10 protein-coding genes are annotated in these 15,620 nt (G+C 63.9%); 5 read left to right on the forward strand and 5 right to left on the reverse strand.

Annotated elements, in window-relative coordinates; all coding sequences use genetic code 11:
• From era to EII23_RS03410, 5 genes are all read right to left on the reverse strand, one after another.
• Positions 1 to 924: a GTPase Era gene (gene era, locus EII23_RS03390; RefSeq protein WP_124791983.1), complete on the reverse strand. Its 924-nt coding sequence runs from the start codon at positions 922 to 924 to the stop codon at positions 1 to 3.
• Positions 925 to 1,052: 128 nt separating this feature from the next.
• Positions 1,053 to 2,465, reverse strand: a complete 1,413-nt coding sequence (locus EII23_RS03395) for a lipopolysaccharide biosynthesis protein (protein WP_124791984.1) — start codon at positions 2,463 to 2,465, stop codon at positions 1,053 to 1,055.
• 9 nt (positions 2,466 to 2,474) lie between these two features.
• Entirely contained in the window at positions 2,475 to 3,389 is a 915-nt protein-coding gene (locus EII23_RS03400; protein WP_124791985.1) for an efflux RND transporter periplasmic adaptor subunit, read from the reverse strand.
• The gene (locus EII23_RS03405) at positions 3,389 to 4,852 is read right to left on the reverse strand and encodes a TolC family protein (protein ID WP_124791986.1); all 1,464 of its coding nucleotides are present in this window, start codon (positions 4,850 to 4,852) and stop codon (positions 3,389 to 3,391) included. The genes EII23_RS03400 and EII23_RS03405 overlap by 1 nt, the downstream gene beginning before the upstream one ends.
• Before the next feature lie 29 nt (positions 4,853 to 4,881).
• Positions 4,882 to 8,277 carry an acyltransferase domain-containing protein gene (locus EII23_RS03410; RefSeq protein WP_260424575.1) on the reverse strand — a complete coding sequence of 1,132 codons (3,396 nt, stop codon included), beginning with the start codon at positions 8,275 to 8,277 and terminating at the stop codon, positions 4,882 to 4,884.
• A 263-nt stretch (positions 8,278 to 8,540) separates the two neighbouring features.
• Here EII23_RS03410 and EII23_RS03415 point away from each other — a divergent pair, with 263 nt between their 5' ends.
• From EII23_RS03415 to asnB, 5 genes are all read left to right on the forward strand, one after another.
• Positions 8,541 to 9,851 (forward strand): aminotransferase class I/II-fold pyridoxal phosphate-dependent enzyme, encoded by a 1,311-nt coding sequence (locus EII23_RS03415; RefSeq protein WP_124791988.1) that lies wholly within the window; start codon positions 8,541 to 8,543, stop codon positions 9,849 to 9,851.
• 92 nt (positions 9,852 to 9,943) lie between these two features.
• Positions 9,944 to 11,224, forward strand: a complete 1,281-nt coding sequence (locus tag EII23_RS03420; RefSeq protein ID WP_124791989.1) for a glycosyltransferase — start codon at positions 9,944 to 9,946, stop codon at positions 11,222 to 11,224.
• Positions 11,217 to 12,236: a glycosyl transferase family 1 gene (locus tag EII23_RS03425; RefSeq protein ID WP_124791990.1), complete on the forward strand. Its 1,020-nt coding sequence runs from the start codon at positions 11,217 to 11,219 to the stop codon at positions 12,234 to 12,236. The genes EII23_RS03420 and EII23_RS03425 overlap by 8 nt, the downstream gene beginning before the upstream one ends.
• A 56-nt stretch (positions 12,237 to 12,292) precedes the next feature.
• Complete coding sequence (locus EII23_RS03430; protein WP_124792043.1) at positions 12,293 to 13,633, forward strand: glycosyltransferase family 4 protein; 1,341 nt, start codon at positions 12,293 to 12,295, stop codon at positions 13,631 to 13,633.
• Entirely contained in the window at positions 13,621 to 15,537 is a 1,917-nt protein-coding gene (gene asnB, locus EII23_RS03435; RefSeq protein WP_124791991.1) for an asparagine synthase (glutamine-hydrolyzing), read from the forward strand. Before EII23_RS03430 ends, asnB begins: the two co-directional genes overlap by 13 nt.
• Positions 15,538 to 15,620 lie beyond the last annotated feature (83 nt).

Raw genomic sequence — 15,620 nt, forward strand, 5'->3', positions numbered from 1 at the left:
CTACTCCGCCATCAGGCCCAGTTCACGCAGAAAGACCGCATCTTCTGTCCAGTGCTCCCGGACCTTGACCCACAATTCCAGATGCACCTTTCCGCCAAGCAATTCCTGAATGTCCTTGCGGGCTTCTGTTCCGATATGCTTGATGGAAGCGCCCCCCCGTCCGATGACCATGGCCTTGTGCATGGGGCGTCCCACATAAATGACGGCGTGGATGACTGTCTGGCCGCGCTCCGCATCCTCCTGCCAGCTTTCCACATCCACCGCCACGGAGTAGGGAACCTCCTGCCGCAGGTGCAAAAACAGTTTTTCGCGCACGATTTCCGCAGCCATGAAGCGCACGGGCGCGGTGGAAATCTGGTCTTCGGGGAATTGGGCCGGGCCGACAGGCAGGCAGGAACACAGCAGCTTTTCCAGTTGGGGCAGGCCGTCCTTGAGCAGGGCGGAAACAGGAAAAATCTCCGCTCTGGGCCACATTTCCCCGAGGCGCGTCAGCAGGGGCAGCATGCGGCTTTTGTCCGCAAAAAGGTCCACCTTGTTCACAGCCACGATCATGGGGCGCGTGTCCTCGGCCAGAGCTTCGGCCACCGGCGCCAGATCACGCTCCAGATATTCGGGATGCAGAATATAGAGGTGGGAGTCCAGCACGGGCATGATGACGTGAGCCTGTCCGAGACTCTGCCATACGGCCTGGATCATGGTTTTGCTCAAGCGCCCGCGCACCTGGGTCAGACCAGGGGTGTCCATGAAAATGGCCTGGGCATGCCTGTCGCTCAAAATGCCCACAATCTGGTTGCGTGTGGTCTGCGGCTTGGGCGTGACAATGCTCACCTTCTGGCCCAGAAGGGCGTTCAGCAGGGTGGATTTTCCGGCATTGGGCGGCCCCATGAGCGCCACCCATCCGCAACGATACTCCGTATCCTTCATGCTTGCTCCTGCGGGGCCGGGCCTCCGCGCAAAATTCCGGCAAAACCGCCGTGTGGCAAAACGCCCTGCCCGTTTCTGTCCCATATCCGCGAAGTGCGGTCAAGGCGGGGATCTGCGGGCTTTGCCCGCTACCGCGCCCCGGCCGCAGCCTCAAACGGCGGCGGCGGGCGCCAATGCCAGAGCAGGGCCAGCAGGGGCAAAAGACCGGCCAGTTCCGCCATTTCGCGCCCCACATACAGGCCCGTCCCCTGCCACAGGGCCACGCTTGCGGCCGCAGCCCCCAGCATGAGCAGCCACTGGCCCGCAGTCATGGGCCGCGCGGCCCACTGGAAAAATCCCACGGAGAGCACAGCCACCCATACCTTGGTGACTGTCAGGGCAAGGGCCGCTCCTTCCAGAGGCATGCGGGGAATGAGCGTCATGCAGCAGACGATATTGCAGACCAGCCCGCTGGCATAAAAACCGAGCAGAAGGTGGTGTCGGCGCATGCCGATCATGGCGTATGCGGCCAGATTGTGCAGAAAAGCCGTGGCCAGACAGGGCGTGAGCAGGCGCTGGGCCGTTACGGCCCCCGTATACTTGTCCCCGTAGATGAGGGGCAGGAAGCGGTCGCTCTCCACACAGAGCAAAAAAATCACCGGCAGCGCGGCAGCCCAGAGGGAACGGGCTGTCTGCCCGGCCAGCCGGGCAAAGGCTGCCCTGTCCTGCTGCCAGAAGCGGGCCAGCAGAGGAAAAATCACTTTGCCCAGCAGGGCGCTGGAAATAAGTACCGAAAGGCCTTCCACCATCTCCCAGGCCACGCCATAGCCGCCCACATCAGCATCGGAGCCGTACTCCTTGAGAAAAATGACGTTGACCTTGTTGTAAAACATGGCGCAGGCTGCCATGCAGGTAAAAACAAGGCCGCTTTTCATCTGACGCACAAGATCTGCCATGCCCGACCGGCCGACCCCGGCCAGAGGATTGCGCCCCAGGGCCACAAGAGCGAAAGCCATGCAGCAGAGAGATTCCAGGGGTTTGTAGAGGGCAATGCACAGAGGCGGCGCGTCCAGCCAGACGCAGACAATACCGAAGCCTATGCCCAGCAGGGCCGAAGGAATACGGATGCGCATTTCCACATCCTGCCGCCCCCTGGCCTGACACAGGGCAAAAAAGGAATCGCTCACCGCGTCCAGCCCCAAACCGGCGGCAATGCACAGGACGATGAGCCTCAATTCCGGGCTGTAGTTCTGCCAGCCGGTGACAAGCCACGCAAGGCCCAGAGCCAGCACAAGAACCGCCAGCTTGAGCCAGGTGACTTCGCCCAGAAGCGCGCGCGGCCTGCCCTCGCCACGAGCGAAAACCGAGAGCAGAAAGTCGTTGAGCCCCACATCAGTGAACGTTTTGACCAGATAGCCAAAAGTCAGGGCCAGAACAATCTGGCCCATGATTTCGGGGCTGTGGCGCGCCAGTGATATGGTAAATACGGCCCAAGCCAAATCGCGCGTCCACTGCGCGCCCAGGATATAGCCCAGCCTGCGGGGAATGGCCTTGAGCTTCATGCGCCCGGCTTACCTGCTCCCCTTGAAGCGCGCCACGGCCTTGAAACCGGGCTTGAGTTCAAGGTCCGGGTTGGGAACCAGCAGTTCCACCGTATAGTAGGAGGGATTGGCCACGGTCATGTCGCTGGACACCCAGGACACTTCGTTGACCGTGCCCCGGAACTGCTTGTTCTGCAGGGAGGGAATTTCCACCTCCACAGCGTCCCCTTCCTTGATACCGCTGACCTCTGCCTCGTACACGGGAACCTGAATGAGCACGGGATCCAGCTGTCCCACAGGGATGGGGGCGCTGCCCGCCGCCAGAAGGTATCCGGGGTGCAAGGAGGAATCCAGGGAGAGAACATGGCCGTCAATGGGAGCAGTCAGATCCCACTTTTCGGGGAGTTGCTCCCCTTCCCTGATTTCCGTGCCAAAATGGCCGCTCAACTCCTTGAGGCGGAGAGCGAAATTGTTTTCCGCCTTGGTGATGGATCTGCGCAAAAGCTCGATGCGCTTTTGCAGGGAATGCACATCCTCCGCAAGGCGCTCCCCGGCCTGACGGGAGCCCAGGCCCGATGCCGCCAACTGGCGGGCCTTGTTGCTCTGGGCCTGGGTCTGGGCCAGTTGGCGTTGCAGATCCAGCAAGCGCCCGTCCATGTCTTCGGTTCCCGCGCCGTTATACATCTCGCGCTGCAGGGCGCGTTCGGCGTCCTCGTGCAGGCGACAGCGCAACAGGGGTGCGCCCTTGGCCACTTTGTCGCCGGGCTTGACCAGCACTTCTTCCACAATGGAAGCAAAAGGAACCAGGGTGGCACGGGTGAGCGTGGCCACCACCTTGCCCGTCAGGATGGTATCGGCGGCGCGGGCCTCGCCCCCCGCCGCGCCGGGCACCACCAGCAGGGCCACGGCAAGCGCCGTCCGCAGGTATGCACGCAGTGTGAACATCACAAGATCTCCTTGGCCGGGAGCCCCAGAAAACGCTCCTGAAGCAGGTTGGCCACATACATCCATTCCAGCCGGGCCAGCTTGTACTCCAGTTCCGCCTTGATGTGGGCAAGGCGCGCGCTGGTCACGGCCTCCTCCCGCTCCACGAGCAGGGGCAGGTCTTCCATGCCCTGATCAAAAGAAATTCTGGTTTCCCTGTGCTGCATGTTTGCCGTGTCAAGGCGCGTGCGGGCGAGCTTCAGTTCTGTCCGGGCAAGGGTCACGCGCTGTTCGGCCTGCAGCCACTGGTTGGCATAGTCCGTGCGTTTGCGGGCCAGTTCGTGAAAGGCATTGGCCTTGTTCATGCGCGCGGTCTGCACCCCGCGGTATCTGCGCCCCCAGTCAATGAGCGGGAAGCTGAAGTTCAGGTGCAGAAACCTGTCTTCCGTGCCGCCGCTCGGCTGATACTGCCCCGCGGGGGGGGAACTGTTGAGAACCAGGGAAAGATCGGGGATGTACTGCGCCCAGGCCACCATGATATTGTAGTCGGCCAGCTTGATCTGCCCGCGCAAAAGCAGTTGGTCTTCCGTGGACGTCCAGCGGTCTTCCCAGGTCACGGCGCTGCCGTCAAAATCCTTCAGGATGCCGTCGGCGCTCGCCGTATCCACCTCCAGACGCTGCTGGGGCTCCACCCCCACCAGAATCTTGAGGCGGGTGCGCTGCATGATTTCCTGCATGCGCGCCTGCTCCAGTTTGAGGTCAAATTCGCGCTGGCGCTGCTGGGCCACATTGACCGCCACGCCCTGCCGCCCGTCCACGGCTTCCACCTTCTGCCAGTAGGCCACCAGCTCCTTGCCGATGGGCAGAAGCTCCTTCTGGGCTTCCACAATCTTCTGCTGGGCCTGCAGTTGCATATAGGCCTGGGCGATTTTGTAGATGGCTTCGCCCATGGCCTTGCGGTGGGTGGAAATGGCCAGATTGACCATGGCTTTTTGGGCCTGATGGTCAAAATAGGTGCTTACGGGATTGAGAAAATTGGCGGCAAAGCCCACATCCAGTTTGGTCCGGCCGTAATCGCCCGGTTTGTCCCTCTCGCCTTCATTGAAACGCGTGAGGTTGTTGGACACGGTCACGGTCATGCGGGGCTCGGGCAGATACTTCCAGACGGAATCTGTCAGGGCGACGCGCCTGATTTCCAGATCCACAGCACTTTTGACCAGCAGGGGTGACTGCTGGATGGCCAGAAACACGCAGTCATCAAAGGCAAACACCTTCTTGGGATCGTAGAGGTCGGGCACGGCCGACGCCAATTTTCCCCTGTTTTCCACGGGAACGCCGGGAGCCTCCTCAAGCCAGTGCCGGGCCGGCAACTGCGGGGACTGGAGGCCGGCCTTGGTGGAAGCACAGGCCGTGAGCAGGAGGCTCAGCAACAGAACACACGGAAGAAACCGGCGAAAACGACAAAAGGCTTGCTCAGTGTACATCGGGAACCCTTGTCTGGTTGTACGGGCTTTCAATACGCCGCTTCCTCCGGGGAAGGGCCGTCAAATTCCAGATGGTGCAGCGTCAGAAAGACATTGCCCTGGCTGTCAATACCCTGCGCGTCAAAGCGCAGCAGCCTGTCACTGTGCCAGGAACGCCGCACCAGAAGACGCCAGAATCCTGCCGCCCGCGACGGGCCAAACCGCAGAAATCCCGCCGCGGAAAGCCGCCAGCGGACAAAGCGCCCCACGGCTTCCTCCGCATGGGCAAAGGCATCGCTCCCGCTGTGGGCAACGGCCAAGCGGGCGGCCTGGATCACCCCCTCCACGTCCGAAAGGCCCTGATGAGAATATCCGCAATCCCCCCCGGAAGCAAGCGAAAGCTCCGGCGTGCGCACTGTTGCGGCAAACATCCCGCCGGGCATGGCGGAAAAATCTTCCAGCAAACGCCAGTCCTCTCCCAAGCCCCAGGCTTCGTACACGGCTGTCAGCCAGTCCGGTCGGCCGCCCGGCGCACCACAGTCCGGAAATGCGGCAGTGTCCGGCCACAGGGGCGGCAACGCGCCCCGCTCTGCGGCCAGCAGCACCATGCCGTGCGTCACCGGGGACCAGCCATCGGCATGGCGGCCGTTGGGCCGCAGGTCACGCACAAAAAGCGCGCCGCGGCACATGCGCGCCATCACGCCGTCCTGTGCCAGCCAGGGCTGGGCGTCCAGCGTCAGGCGGCACTCGCGGGTGATGCCCGCAGGCAGGGATGGCGGAGCCAAAAAACGCACGTCGGAAAAACCGGCAACCGTCAGCCAGGGCAAAAACTGGCGCGCGCCTTCCTGCAAGGCTTCCAGCGCCCGGCACACAGGCAGGCAGGGCACCCCGTTTTCCTTTCCGTGGGCAGACAGGGCGGGGTCGGCATAGCGGGAAAAATGGCAGGCTCCCTGAAACAGGGTGGCTGTGCCCTGGTATGCGGGGGCGGGATCGGGAAAAACCAGGGGAAAATGTGCGGAATTTTCCGCCAGGCGCAGGGCGTGCGGCACAGGAGGCAACACGCCCTCCGCCGCTTCGGAAAAAAAATCCTCGGGCCGCGCCCAGAGGACGCGATTTTCCGTGCCGTGCGTCAACTCCCTGGCCAGCATGTCGCCCCATTCTTCCGCCCCGGCCCTGTCCGCATGGTCTTGCAGCAGGATGGAGCGCGCGGGCACGGCACGCTCCAGGGCCAGGGCCAGCAGGCTGCGCTCCAGGGCAAAGTCTTTTTCACTCCGGCGCGACTGCGGTGAAAACAGGGAGCAGAAGCAGGCGTAACGCAGGCCGAGGTCACAGGCCGCGAGCAGCATGCCTTCGAGCAGGCCCCGACAGGCCGCAGCTTTCGCCGTGTCGCAGGGCGGAGCGAGCAAAAGGCCGTCCGGCCTGCCGCAGGACGCCGCCAGAGCGCGCAGCGCCGCCTCCGCGCCAACCTCTCCCGCCCGCATGTCCCGCGCGGAAAAATCCAGAATTTCCAGACGCGCCCCGGCCCGCGCCAGCGGAGCGCACACATCCTGCTGGTCGCGCGGCACAGCCAGCACACAGCCCAGCGGAGCCAGCCCGCTCAAAAGAGACGGCAACAAACCATCGTCCAACACGCAGAGCAGCACATCGCCGCTCTTCAGGGGCAAACCCTGACCGCACGGATCCAGAGGCAAAAGGGGAGGCAGGGCACTCCACCCTGCTCCTTCGCCGGGCGCAGGGGCCTTGTCCGGCCACAGGCTTGCCGGGGAAAAACGGCAGAGGGGAGTCTGGGGGCCGGTTCGGCGGAGCAGCGGAGGCGGCCCCGCACCCTCGCCGCCGCGCAAAAGCCCCTGACCGCTTGCCAGCCGCAACAGATCGCCCACGGTGGACACCCGCAGCAGATCCTCAAAATCGAGAGAAATCCCCAGCGCCTTTTCCACTTCCTGCACGATCAGGGGAAAACGGCTGGATCTGAGCGCCAGATCATGGCGCAAATCCATTTCCGGCCGCAAATCCGCAGCCTGCTTGCCGCAGGCGCGGGCCAGGATGTCCAGCGCCACGGGCACGGCTTCCGGCGGCGCGCAGGCAACGGCCCCGGTGGGGGCATCCGGCTCCGGATCTGGTGCTGCCCGCCCTTCCCCGGCCTTCAAAGGCCGGAGACCCATGCGCGGCGCAGGCGCCACGCCGTCGCCTTCCGTGCGCGCCTCCCGCCACCGGGCGGCCACGGCCGCACGCCGCAGATGCCCCCGGGAATACAGCCACGCACAGGCCTGGCGCAGAGCTTCGGCCTCCCGGCCCTTGCCCCCCGCAGAAAGGCACAGGGCACGCGCTTCATTGTCGCGCACCAGGCCGCACAGGGTATCCTGCGGTCCCAGTTCCAGAAAGTGACGGATGCCGTCCCTGTTCCACATGGCCTGCACGCACTCTGTCCATCGCACGGGATTTTCGTCCAGATCCGCGATATACCGGCAGACGGAAGGCTGGTCTTCAGGATACGGCCCGGTGGTGACGCAGCTCAGCATGGCCCGCGCGGGCGGGCTCATGTCCAGCGCGTTGAGACGCCGCAGCGAAAGGTCGCGCAGCACGCGCATGCCGGGATGGTGAAAAGCCAGACTCACATTGAGCACAATGGCGGGGATGCGCCGCGAGCGCAGACTCTTGCGAGCCTCCTGCAGGGCGTTGCGCGGCCCGCCAAGAATAAACTGCCGGGGCGTATTGTAGTTGGATACAGAAAGGGTCGGCCATGCGGCAAGCACCTCGCGCAGGATTTCACCATCGCCGTGCACCGCCATCATGCCGGTTTCGCGCGTGGCGGCAGCCTCCAACTCGGCCATGTGTTCGGCCCGCGTGTCCAGAATGTACCAGGCCACCTCCGGCGCATAGACGCCCGCAAAACACAGGGCAATGAGCTCCCCCAGACTGTGCCCGCAAAACAGCGACGGCCGCAGCCCCAGAGAGGAAAAAACGCTCCACTGGGCCAGTTCCAGCAAAAAAAGATACGGAATCTGCCAGCGGGTCATGCTGATTTTTTCCGCATCGCGCTCGTCCATCAGGCCAAGAACGTCCCAATCCGCCACTGCGGCAATACGGTCCATGGCCGCTCTGGCCACGGGAAAATTGTCATACAATTCGCGCCCCATGCCCGGCCACACAGAGCCGAGCCCGCAGCACATCACCGCCAGCGGCGGCGGTGGCGCATCGGGCGCAAGCCAGAGGCCGCGCTCGCGCAGGGCGTCCAGCGACTCCTCGTCGGGATCGGCGGGCAGGGACAGCACCTCCTCCCGCCAGCGGGGATTGGTGGCGGCAAGGCGCCACAGGCGACCCGCCTGCTGTGGCTCGGCATACACCACACCGTCCAGCGCGAATTCGTCCGGTGCCTGCCCGCCTGGTACAAATCCTTCTGGCGCGAGTTCGTTTGGCCGTGAGGCGTTGGCCAGTGATTCCGTCACATGCTGCATTGTTCCGACCCGTTATGTGCCTCCGGCGAAAAAGAGCGCCGGAAGGAAAGGATTTCACTCTGCAAAAATCCGCAGCATTTGTCCAGAAGACCTCCCGACCGTGCGCATTCCCCCGCAGACGCGCAACAAGCCCTTGCGGCGCACATTCTCCTTGCTTTCATTTTTCGCTTTGGCTATGATGATACTTTATCAACAAAACGCGCAAAGGCCAGCGCCGCCCGTACTTCCAGAGACGACGCTGCGGAGGGAAAGGCATGAAAAACAACCACCCCGGCCAGGACGACCAGCAGGCGGCAAGCGCCGCTGAAAACAGCGCCACCGGCTTCGGGCGCATGCGCTCCAAACTTGCCTTTGACCGCCTTGTGGCAATGGGCGCAAAACTGGGCATGGAAAACCCCCTCTTTCTGTGCCACGACAAGGCGGCAAAAGCCACCACGCAGATCAACGGCAAGGAATACATCAATTTTTCCACCTATGACTATCTGGACATCAACGGACACCCCGAAATCACCGAAGAGGTGACCAGGGCCGCCGTCCGCTACGGCACGTCGGCCGGAGCCAGTCGGCTGGTCGGCGGAGAGCGCCCCCCCCACAGGGAACTGGAGCGCGCCTTTGCGGATCTTTACGGTGTGGAAGACTGTATTGCCTATGTGAGCGGCCATGCCGCCAATGTTTCCACGCTGGGCTTTCTTCTGGGGCACAGGGACGCCATCTTCCACGACGGTCTGGCCCACAATTCCCTCATTCAGGGCGCGCGCCTGTCCGGAGCCGCCCGCTATTCCTACCTCCACAACGACTGCGACTCCTTGGAAAACATGCTCCAGGCCAAACGCCACGAGCACAAGCGCGCCCTCATTGTCACCGAGGGCCTGTTCAGCATGGACGGCAACATTCCCGACCTGCCGCGCATCATTGAACTGAAAAAACGCTACGACTGCATGCTGCTGGTGGACGAAGCCCACTCTCTGGGCGTGCTGGGGCCGACCGGCCGCGGCGCCCACGAATTTTTCGGGATCAACCCCACAGATGTGGACATGTGGATGAGCACCCTTTCCAAGTCCATGTGCGGATGCGGCGGCTTCATTGCGGGACGGCGCGAACTGGTGGAGTATCTCAAGTACGGCTCGCCGGGATTCGTGTTCAGTGTGGGCATGCCCCCGGTCATTGCCGCAGCCTGCCGCAAGGCACTGGAAATCATGCTGCGTGAGCCGCAGCGGGTGCGCAGGCTTCAGGATATTTCCCAGTTTTTTGTCCGCTATGCGGCGGAAAAAGGCCTTGATACCGGCGCGGCCCAAGGCTATGCCGTTGTGCCCGTCATGGTGGGCGACTCCATGCTGGCGGGCTTTTTGTCCAACGCGCTCTTCAAACGCGGCATCTACGTCATGCCCATCACCTTTCCCGCAGTCAAGGAAGGCACCGACCGCCTGCGCTTCTTCATTTCCGCCGCCCACACCGAAGAGCATGTCCGCACGGCCCTGGACGCCCTGGCGGAAGAACTGCCCAAGGTCTGCAAGGCCGTGGAGGAGCACCGGCGCAACTGCCCCGATATGGAAAGCGACGGATAGGGCGGCCTGCCCCCTGATTTTTCCCCGTGTGCGCCGGGCAAATGCTTTGGCGCACGCGGGAGTATCCGGCCCGAAACTCCCCGGAGGAAGCCATGACCGCCCCCAGCGGCCCGCAGCCCGATGCGCACGGCGCAACGTCCCTGCCCTCCATTGCCTATGTGCTGCTCTGGTTTCCCCTGTCTTCGGAGACATTCATTTTTCGCGAAGTGGCGCAGCTCATGGAGCGGGGAGCACGCATCCGCGCCTATACCATGTACGGCGAGCGCCTCGCGGGATGCAGCGCGGAGATGCGCGCCTTTTCCGGCCCTGTGGAGCGCATGGGGCTGCGCAGCGCCGGACGCATCATGGCGGCTTTTTTTCGCGCGCTGCGGCGCAAGCCCGGCCCGGTTCTGCGCCTGATGGGGCAGGGTTTTTTCCGGCGGATGCGCAATCTGGAAGCTCTGGGAGAAAACCTGTGGTGTTTTCTGGCCGGATTTCTGCTGGCGGAATTGTGCCGCAGGGACAAGGTGAGCCTTATCCACGCGCCCTGGGCCAACGGGCCGGGCACAGCAGCCTGGGTGGCTTCGCGCCTTACGGGAATTCCCTTTGCCTTTACCGGACGCGCTGGCGACATTTACCCCCAGGACGGACTGCTGCGTGAAAAAGCCGCTGATGCGCGCTTCATCCGCACCAACACCAAGGCCAATGTGGACTGGCTGCGCAGCTTCTGCCCGCCGGGCGAAACAGAAAAAGTGCATCTGGTCTACAACAGCCTGACCTTTGTTCCCCGCGGCTTCTGTCCCGTGACCATGCGCCCCCCCTGGCGGCTGCTGGCCGTGGGGCGCTTTGCCCGCACCAAGGGCTTTCCCTATCTGCTCACGGCCATGGCCCGCCTGCGGCGCGAAAACGTGCCCGTCACCCTGACGCTGGTGGGCGACGGCAACTGGAACCGCAGGTTGCAGGCCATGCGCCAGCGCCTGGGGCTTCAGGACGTGGTGGACATGCCCGGCTTTATCCCCCACGACCAGATCTGCGACTGCATGTGCAGCCACGACATGCTGATCGTGCCCAGCGTGGTGCACGGCAACGGCGACCGTGACGGCATTCCCAACGTCATCATGGAAGCCCTCTCGCACCGCATGCCGGTCATTGCCACGGATGTCAGCGGCATTTCCGAGGTCATCCGGGACGGCGAAACCGGTTTCCTTGTTCCCCAGCGTGATGCCCGCGCCCTGACCGACGCCATACGCCGCATGGCGGAAGACCCGGACAGAGCGCGACGCATGGCCGATGCGGGCCGCGCCCGTGTTGAAGATATGTTCGACCACCAGCGCAATATCGCCGCCCTGCTTTGCCTCTATACGGAGCAGGGCAGTACCTGCCGCCATGACTGAAAAATCCGTTGTTCATGTGGCCGTCAGCCTGGACGTGGAGGAGGAAGGCCTGTTCACCGGGCAATATGCCCGCCGGGCGTACACCGTGGCCAACACCGCCTGCCTGAAGCGCCTTGACCCCTTGTGCGAACAAGGGGTGCGGCCAACGCTTTTCTGCGCCTACAGCGTTTTTCGGGATGCTGCGGCGCGGCGGGAGTTGGCCCGGCTGCGCGACACTTTCGGCGCGGAAATAGGCGCGCACCTCCACCACTGGAATACCCCGCCGCTGACCCTGGACAACCGCGACGACTCCCTGCCTGACACAGCCCGCAATGTGTCTTCCGGAGATGTTCCCCTGCCGCTGATGGCCGCCAAGCTGAAAAGCCTTTTTGACGCGGGGCGCGACTTCCAGTCCGCACCTCTGACCTCCTTTCGCATGGGACGGTGGGACCTGCGCCGCGAGCATTGGCCCCTGCTGGCCAAAGAAGGCGTTGTGTGCGACGCCTCGGTGCGCCCTCTGCACGCGGCATCCACAGCCCACGGCCCCAACCATTTTGACGCTCCGTCCTCGCCCTACTGGGTGAACACGGGTTCCCGAAAAATTTTTGAAGTCCCGCTGACCGTGACGCCCCTGCTGCGCATTCTGCCGCGCGCGCTCAGGGCACTGCCCGCCCCCGCCGGGCCGGTGCTGCGCGCCGGATTCCACACATGGGGCGCGCTGGCCCTGCTGCCCGCGTACCACCCCCTTGCCGTCATGCAGGCCGTCACGCGTCTGTACACGGCACGCGGCGGCAGGGTATTGTCCCTGACCTGGCATTCCTCCGAAATGATGCCCGGAGGAGCGCCGCACATCCGGGATTCTGCGGCTGCAGACCGCCTGCTGCGCAAGGTTGGCGCATGGTTGGACTGGCTGCGGACGCGCCATACCGTGCGCTGCGTCAGCATGAGCGAACTGCCCGCCCTGACCGGAAGCCATGCCCCCTCGCCGCATGGCGAAGGCGATTGGACCGCCGGGCAGGACGCGGAAGAATGAACGCCGCTTTTGCCGCTGTCAGCGGCCACGCGCAAACACGCACACTGGAGACATGCATGACCTCCTCTTCCCGGCAAAACAGGCAGGCGCATGCGGCCGGACTGCCCCATGTGGCCTATGTGCTGTTGTGGTATCCCCTTTTTACCCAGCCGTTCATTTTTCGCGAAGTACAGGGCCTCAGGGAGCATCTGCCTCTTTCCGTGTTCAGCCTGTACAGCCACAACCTGCGGCACTGCTCCACAGAAATGCGGGAGGCTGCCGGACAGACGCACACTTTCGGCATACGCTCCCTGCCCCGCCTGCTGGCCGAAATCTGCCGCCAGATGTTTTTCCATCCCCTGCGCACGTCACGCCTGTTTTTCCGCACCATGGGGCATCGCTGGAACAGTCTGGAAACCCTGGGGGAAAATTTGTGGGCTTTTTGTGTCGGGGTGTATCTGGGCCGCCTCTTTGTCGAGGCCGGCATTGACATGGTGTACGCTCCCTGGCCGCGCGGCACAGCCAGCGCGGCTTGGGTCGCGGCCAGTTTGGCCGGGCTGCCCTTTGCCACATCGGCCCGCGGCGACAATCTGGACCCGGCCGATCCCGACCTGGGAGACAAATTCCGGGCAGCCCTTTTTCTGCGGGCCAACAATGCCGCGGACAAAAAGCGCATTGAGGAATTTGACCAGGGACAGGCGCGGGGCAAGGTGGAGCTGGTCTACAACTGCCTGACCCTGCCCCTGCCAGCTCCGGCTCCGGAAAAAACGTGTGGAACGCAGGCTCCCGGCGGACAACAGCCCATGCAGCGCCCCGTGCGGCTGCTGGCTCTGGGACGCTTTGACGTGACCAAGGGCTTTGACGTGCTCGTCAGGGCATGCGGACTTTTGCGCGACAGGGGAATGGATTTTCGCCTGACCCTGGCCGGGGGAGGCGGGGCCGCCATGGGGCTGGGGCACATGGACAGACAAATTCTCCGTCTGCGCAAGGATCTGGGCCTGGAAGAACACATCTTTCTGCCCGGCCTCGTCAACCACAACGACCTGCCGCGCATGCTCGCCGAGCACGATATCTTTGTCGCGCCCTGCGTGATGCACTCCTCGGGCCGCCGCGACGGCATTCCCAATACCGTCATCGAGGCCATGTCCTGCGGCCTGCCGGTCGTCAGCACCACAGTCAATGCCCTGCCGGAAGTGGTGCGCAACGGGCAGACCGGCCTGGGCGTTCCGCCCAATGACCCGGCAGCCCTGGCCGATGCCCTGCAATGCCTGGCTGACGATGCGGGCATGGCCGCCCGCCTGGCCAGCAACGGCCGGGATCTGGCCAGAACCATGTTTGACTCCGAGCGCAACAGCCTTGAGACAGCCCGCATTTTCATCCACCATTTTTCCCTCTGGAAACGCACATGTGCGGCATAGCCGGAATCTGCCAGACGGACGCTTCTCCCCTGCCGCCGCAGTGCATGCACTGGGTCAGGGCCATGACCGCCCGCATGGCCCATCGCGGCCCTGACGGCGAAGGTTTTTGGGACGGCGCGCGGGCCTGCTTCGGCCACCGGCGGCTGTCCATCATTGACCTGTCCGGGGGCGCCCAGCCCATGAGCAGCGCCGACGGCGACCTGACCATCACCTTCAACGGCGAAATCTACAATTTTGCCCGACTGAAGGAGCAACTGGCCGCACAGGGCGCACGCTTTGCCACCGACTCCGACACCGAAGTCATTCTGGAGGCCTACCGCCTGTGGGGCGTTGACTGCCTGGCCCGCTTTGACGGCATGTTTGCCTTTGCCCTCTGGGATCAGGCCAGGCAGCGCCTGTTCTGCGCGCGGGACCGCTTCGGGAAAAAACCGTTTTTCTACACGCTGTGGGGCGGACGCCTTTTCTTCGCCTCGGAGTTGAGCGCGCTGGAACAGATTCGGGAACTGCCCCTGACCCCGGACCCGCAGGCCATTGTGCGCTATCTGGCCTACGAATACGTGCCCACGCCCGCCACCCTCTATGCCGAGGCGCGCAGCCTGGAACCGGCCCACATGCTGCTTCTGGAGGACGGCCGCCTGCGCATCCGGCGGTACTGGGATCTCCCCTGCCCCGATGAGGATGACCGGCGCGATCCGGACAGTTTGTGCGAAGAACTCCGTTTTCTGCTGACCCGCGCCGTGCGGCGGCGCATGGTCAGTGATGTTCCCCTGGGCGTTTTTCTCTCGGGCGGCATCGATTCCTCCATTGTGGCCGGGCTTATGGCCCACCAGTCTCCCACGCCTGTCAGGACGTTTTCCATCGGCTTTCGCGAGGCCAGCTACGACGAATCCCGTTATGCCCGCATTGTCGCCCGCGCCTTCGGCACAGAACACCACGAACGCGTGCTCGACGCCGACGAATGCGCCGACAGCCTGCCCGGCATCATCAGCAGCATGGACGTGCCCATGGCGGATGCCTCGGTGGCCCCCACCTGGCTGCTTTCGGGCGTCACGCGGCAAAAGGTCACCGTGGCTCTCGGCGGCGACGGCGCGGACGAATTGTGGGCCGGGTACGAGCACTATATCGGCTTTCTGCTGGCCCAGTGGTACAACCGCCTCCCCGGCCCCTTGCGGCGCGGCATCATCGAACCGCTGTGCCGTCTGCTGCCCTCGGGAGCCGGATACATCAATCCCCGCCTGGCCGTGAGCACCTTTCTGCGCGCGGCCCATGCCCCGGCCTGGCAGCGCGTGCAGACCATGCTCACGGCCCTTGCCCCGGACGTGCAGCACGCGATCCTGGATTCGGCCTTTCCGGGAAAAAACACCGCGCTTCTTGCCCCGGAAAACCTTTTTGCGCCCACCCGCGAGCACTACGAGCACTGGCAGCCCCCGCAGGCGGCCACCCCGCTGGCGCGGGCTTTTCATGTCTATGCGCGCCAGTTCCTGCTGGACGATATCCTGGTCAAGGTAGACCGCTGCTCCATGCTGCACAGCCTGGAAGTGCGCGCGCCTTTTCTGGACAGGGACGCAGCGGAATTTGCCGCGCGCCTGCCCCTGAAGCACAAGCTGCGCGGCTTCCGCCGCAAGTGGCTTCTCAAGAGAGCTTTTGCCGATCTTTTGCCCCCGGAAATCCTGCACCGCAACAAGCGCGGTTTCCAGATCCCCGTGGCCCAGTGGCTGCGCGGCCGCCTGCGGCCCCTGATGGAAGATCTGCTCTCCCCCGCCGCCCTCAAAGCCCAGGGGATATTCCAGCCACAGGCGGTGCGCGCATTGATGGACAGGCATTTTTCCGGCAAGGAGGATTTGCGCAAGCCCCTCTGGACCTTGCTGGTATTCCAGTTGTGGTGGCGGGCGCGCCGGGCCTGACAGCTTGCCTGTGCCGTTTCCGTGCTTATCATGCACAACAGGCGGGCAAACGCCCGCTCCAAACTGATGCCAAACCCCGCTTC

Origin of the sequence: Desulfovibrio sp. OH1186_COT-070, from assembly GCF_003860215.1 — a bacterium.
Classification (GTDB): Bacteria; Desulfobacterota; Desulfovibrionia; order Desulfovibrionales; family Desulfovibrionaceae; genus Desulfovibrio.

What these genes read in the sequence shown, in the direction of transcription:
- era (WP_124791983.1), bottom strand. Translation starts at nt 924, where the DNA reads ATGAAGGATACGGAGTATCGTTGCGGATGGGTGGCGCTCATGGGGCCG.
- EII23_RS03430 (WP_124792043.1), top strand. Translation starts at nt 12,293, where the DNA reads ATGACCTCCTCTTCCCGGCAAAACAGGCAGGCGCATGCGGCCGGACTG.
- EII23_RS03400 (WP_124791985.1), bottom strand. Translation starts at nt 3,389, where the DNA reads ATGTTCACACTGCGTGCATACCTGCGGACGGCGCTTGCCGTGGCCCTG.
- EII23_RS03395 (WP_124791984.1), bottom strand. Translation starts at nt 2,465, where the DNA reads ATGAAGCTCAAGGCCATTCCCCGCAGGCTGGGCTATATCCTGGGCGCG.
- asnB (WP_124791991.1), top strand. Translation starts at nt 13,621, where the DNA reads ATGTGCGGCATAGCCGGAATCTGCCAGACGGACGCTTCTCCCCTGCCG.
- EII23_RS03415 (WP_124791988.1), top strand. Translation starts at nt 8,541, where the DNA reads ATGAAAAACAACCACCCCGGCCAGGACGACCAGCAGGCGGCAAGCGCC.
- EII23_RS03425 (WP_124791990.1), top strand. Translation starts at nt 11,217, where the DNA reads ATGACTGAAAAATCCGTTGTTCATGTGGCCGTCAGCCTGGACGTGGAG.
- EII23_RS03405 (WP_124791986.1), bottom strand. Translation starts at nt 4,852, where the DNA reads ATGTACACTGAGCAAGCCTTTTGTCGTTTTCGCCGGTTTCTTCCGTGT.
- EII23_RS03420 (WP_124791989.1), top strand. Translation starts at nt 9,944, where the DNA reads ATGACCGCCCCCAGCGGCCCGCAGCCCGATGCGCACGGCGCAACGTCC.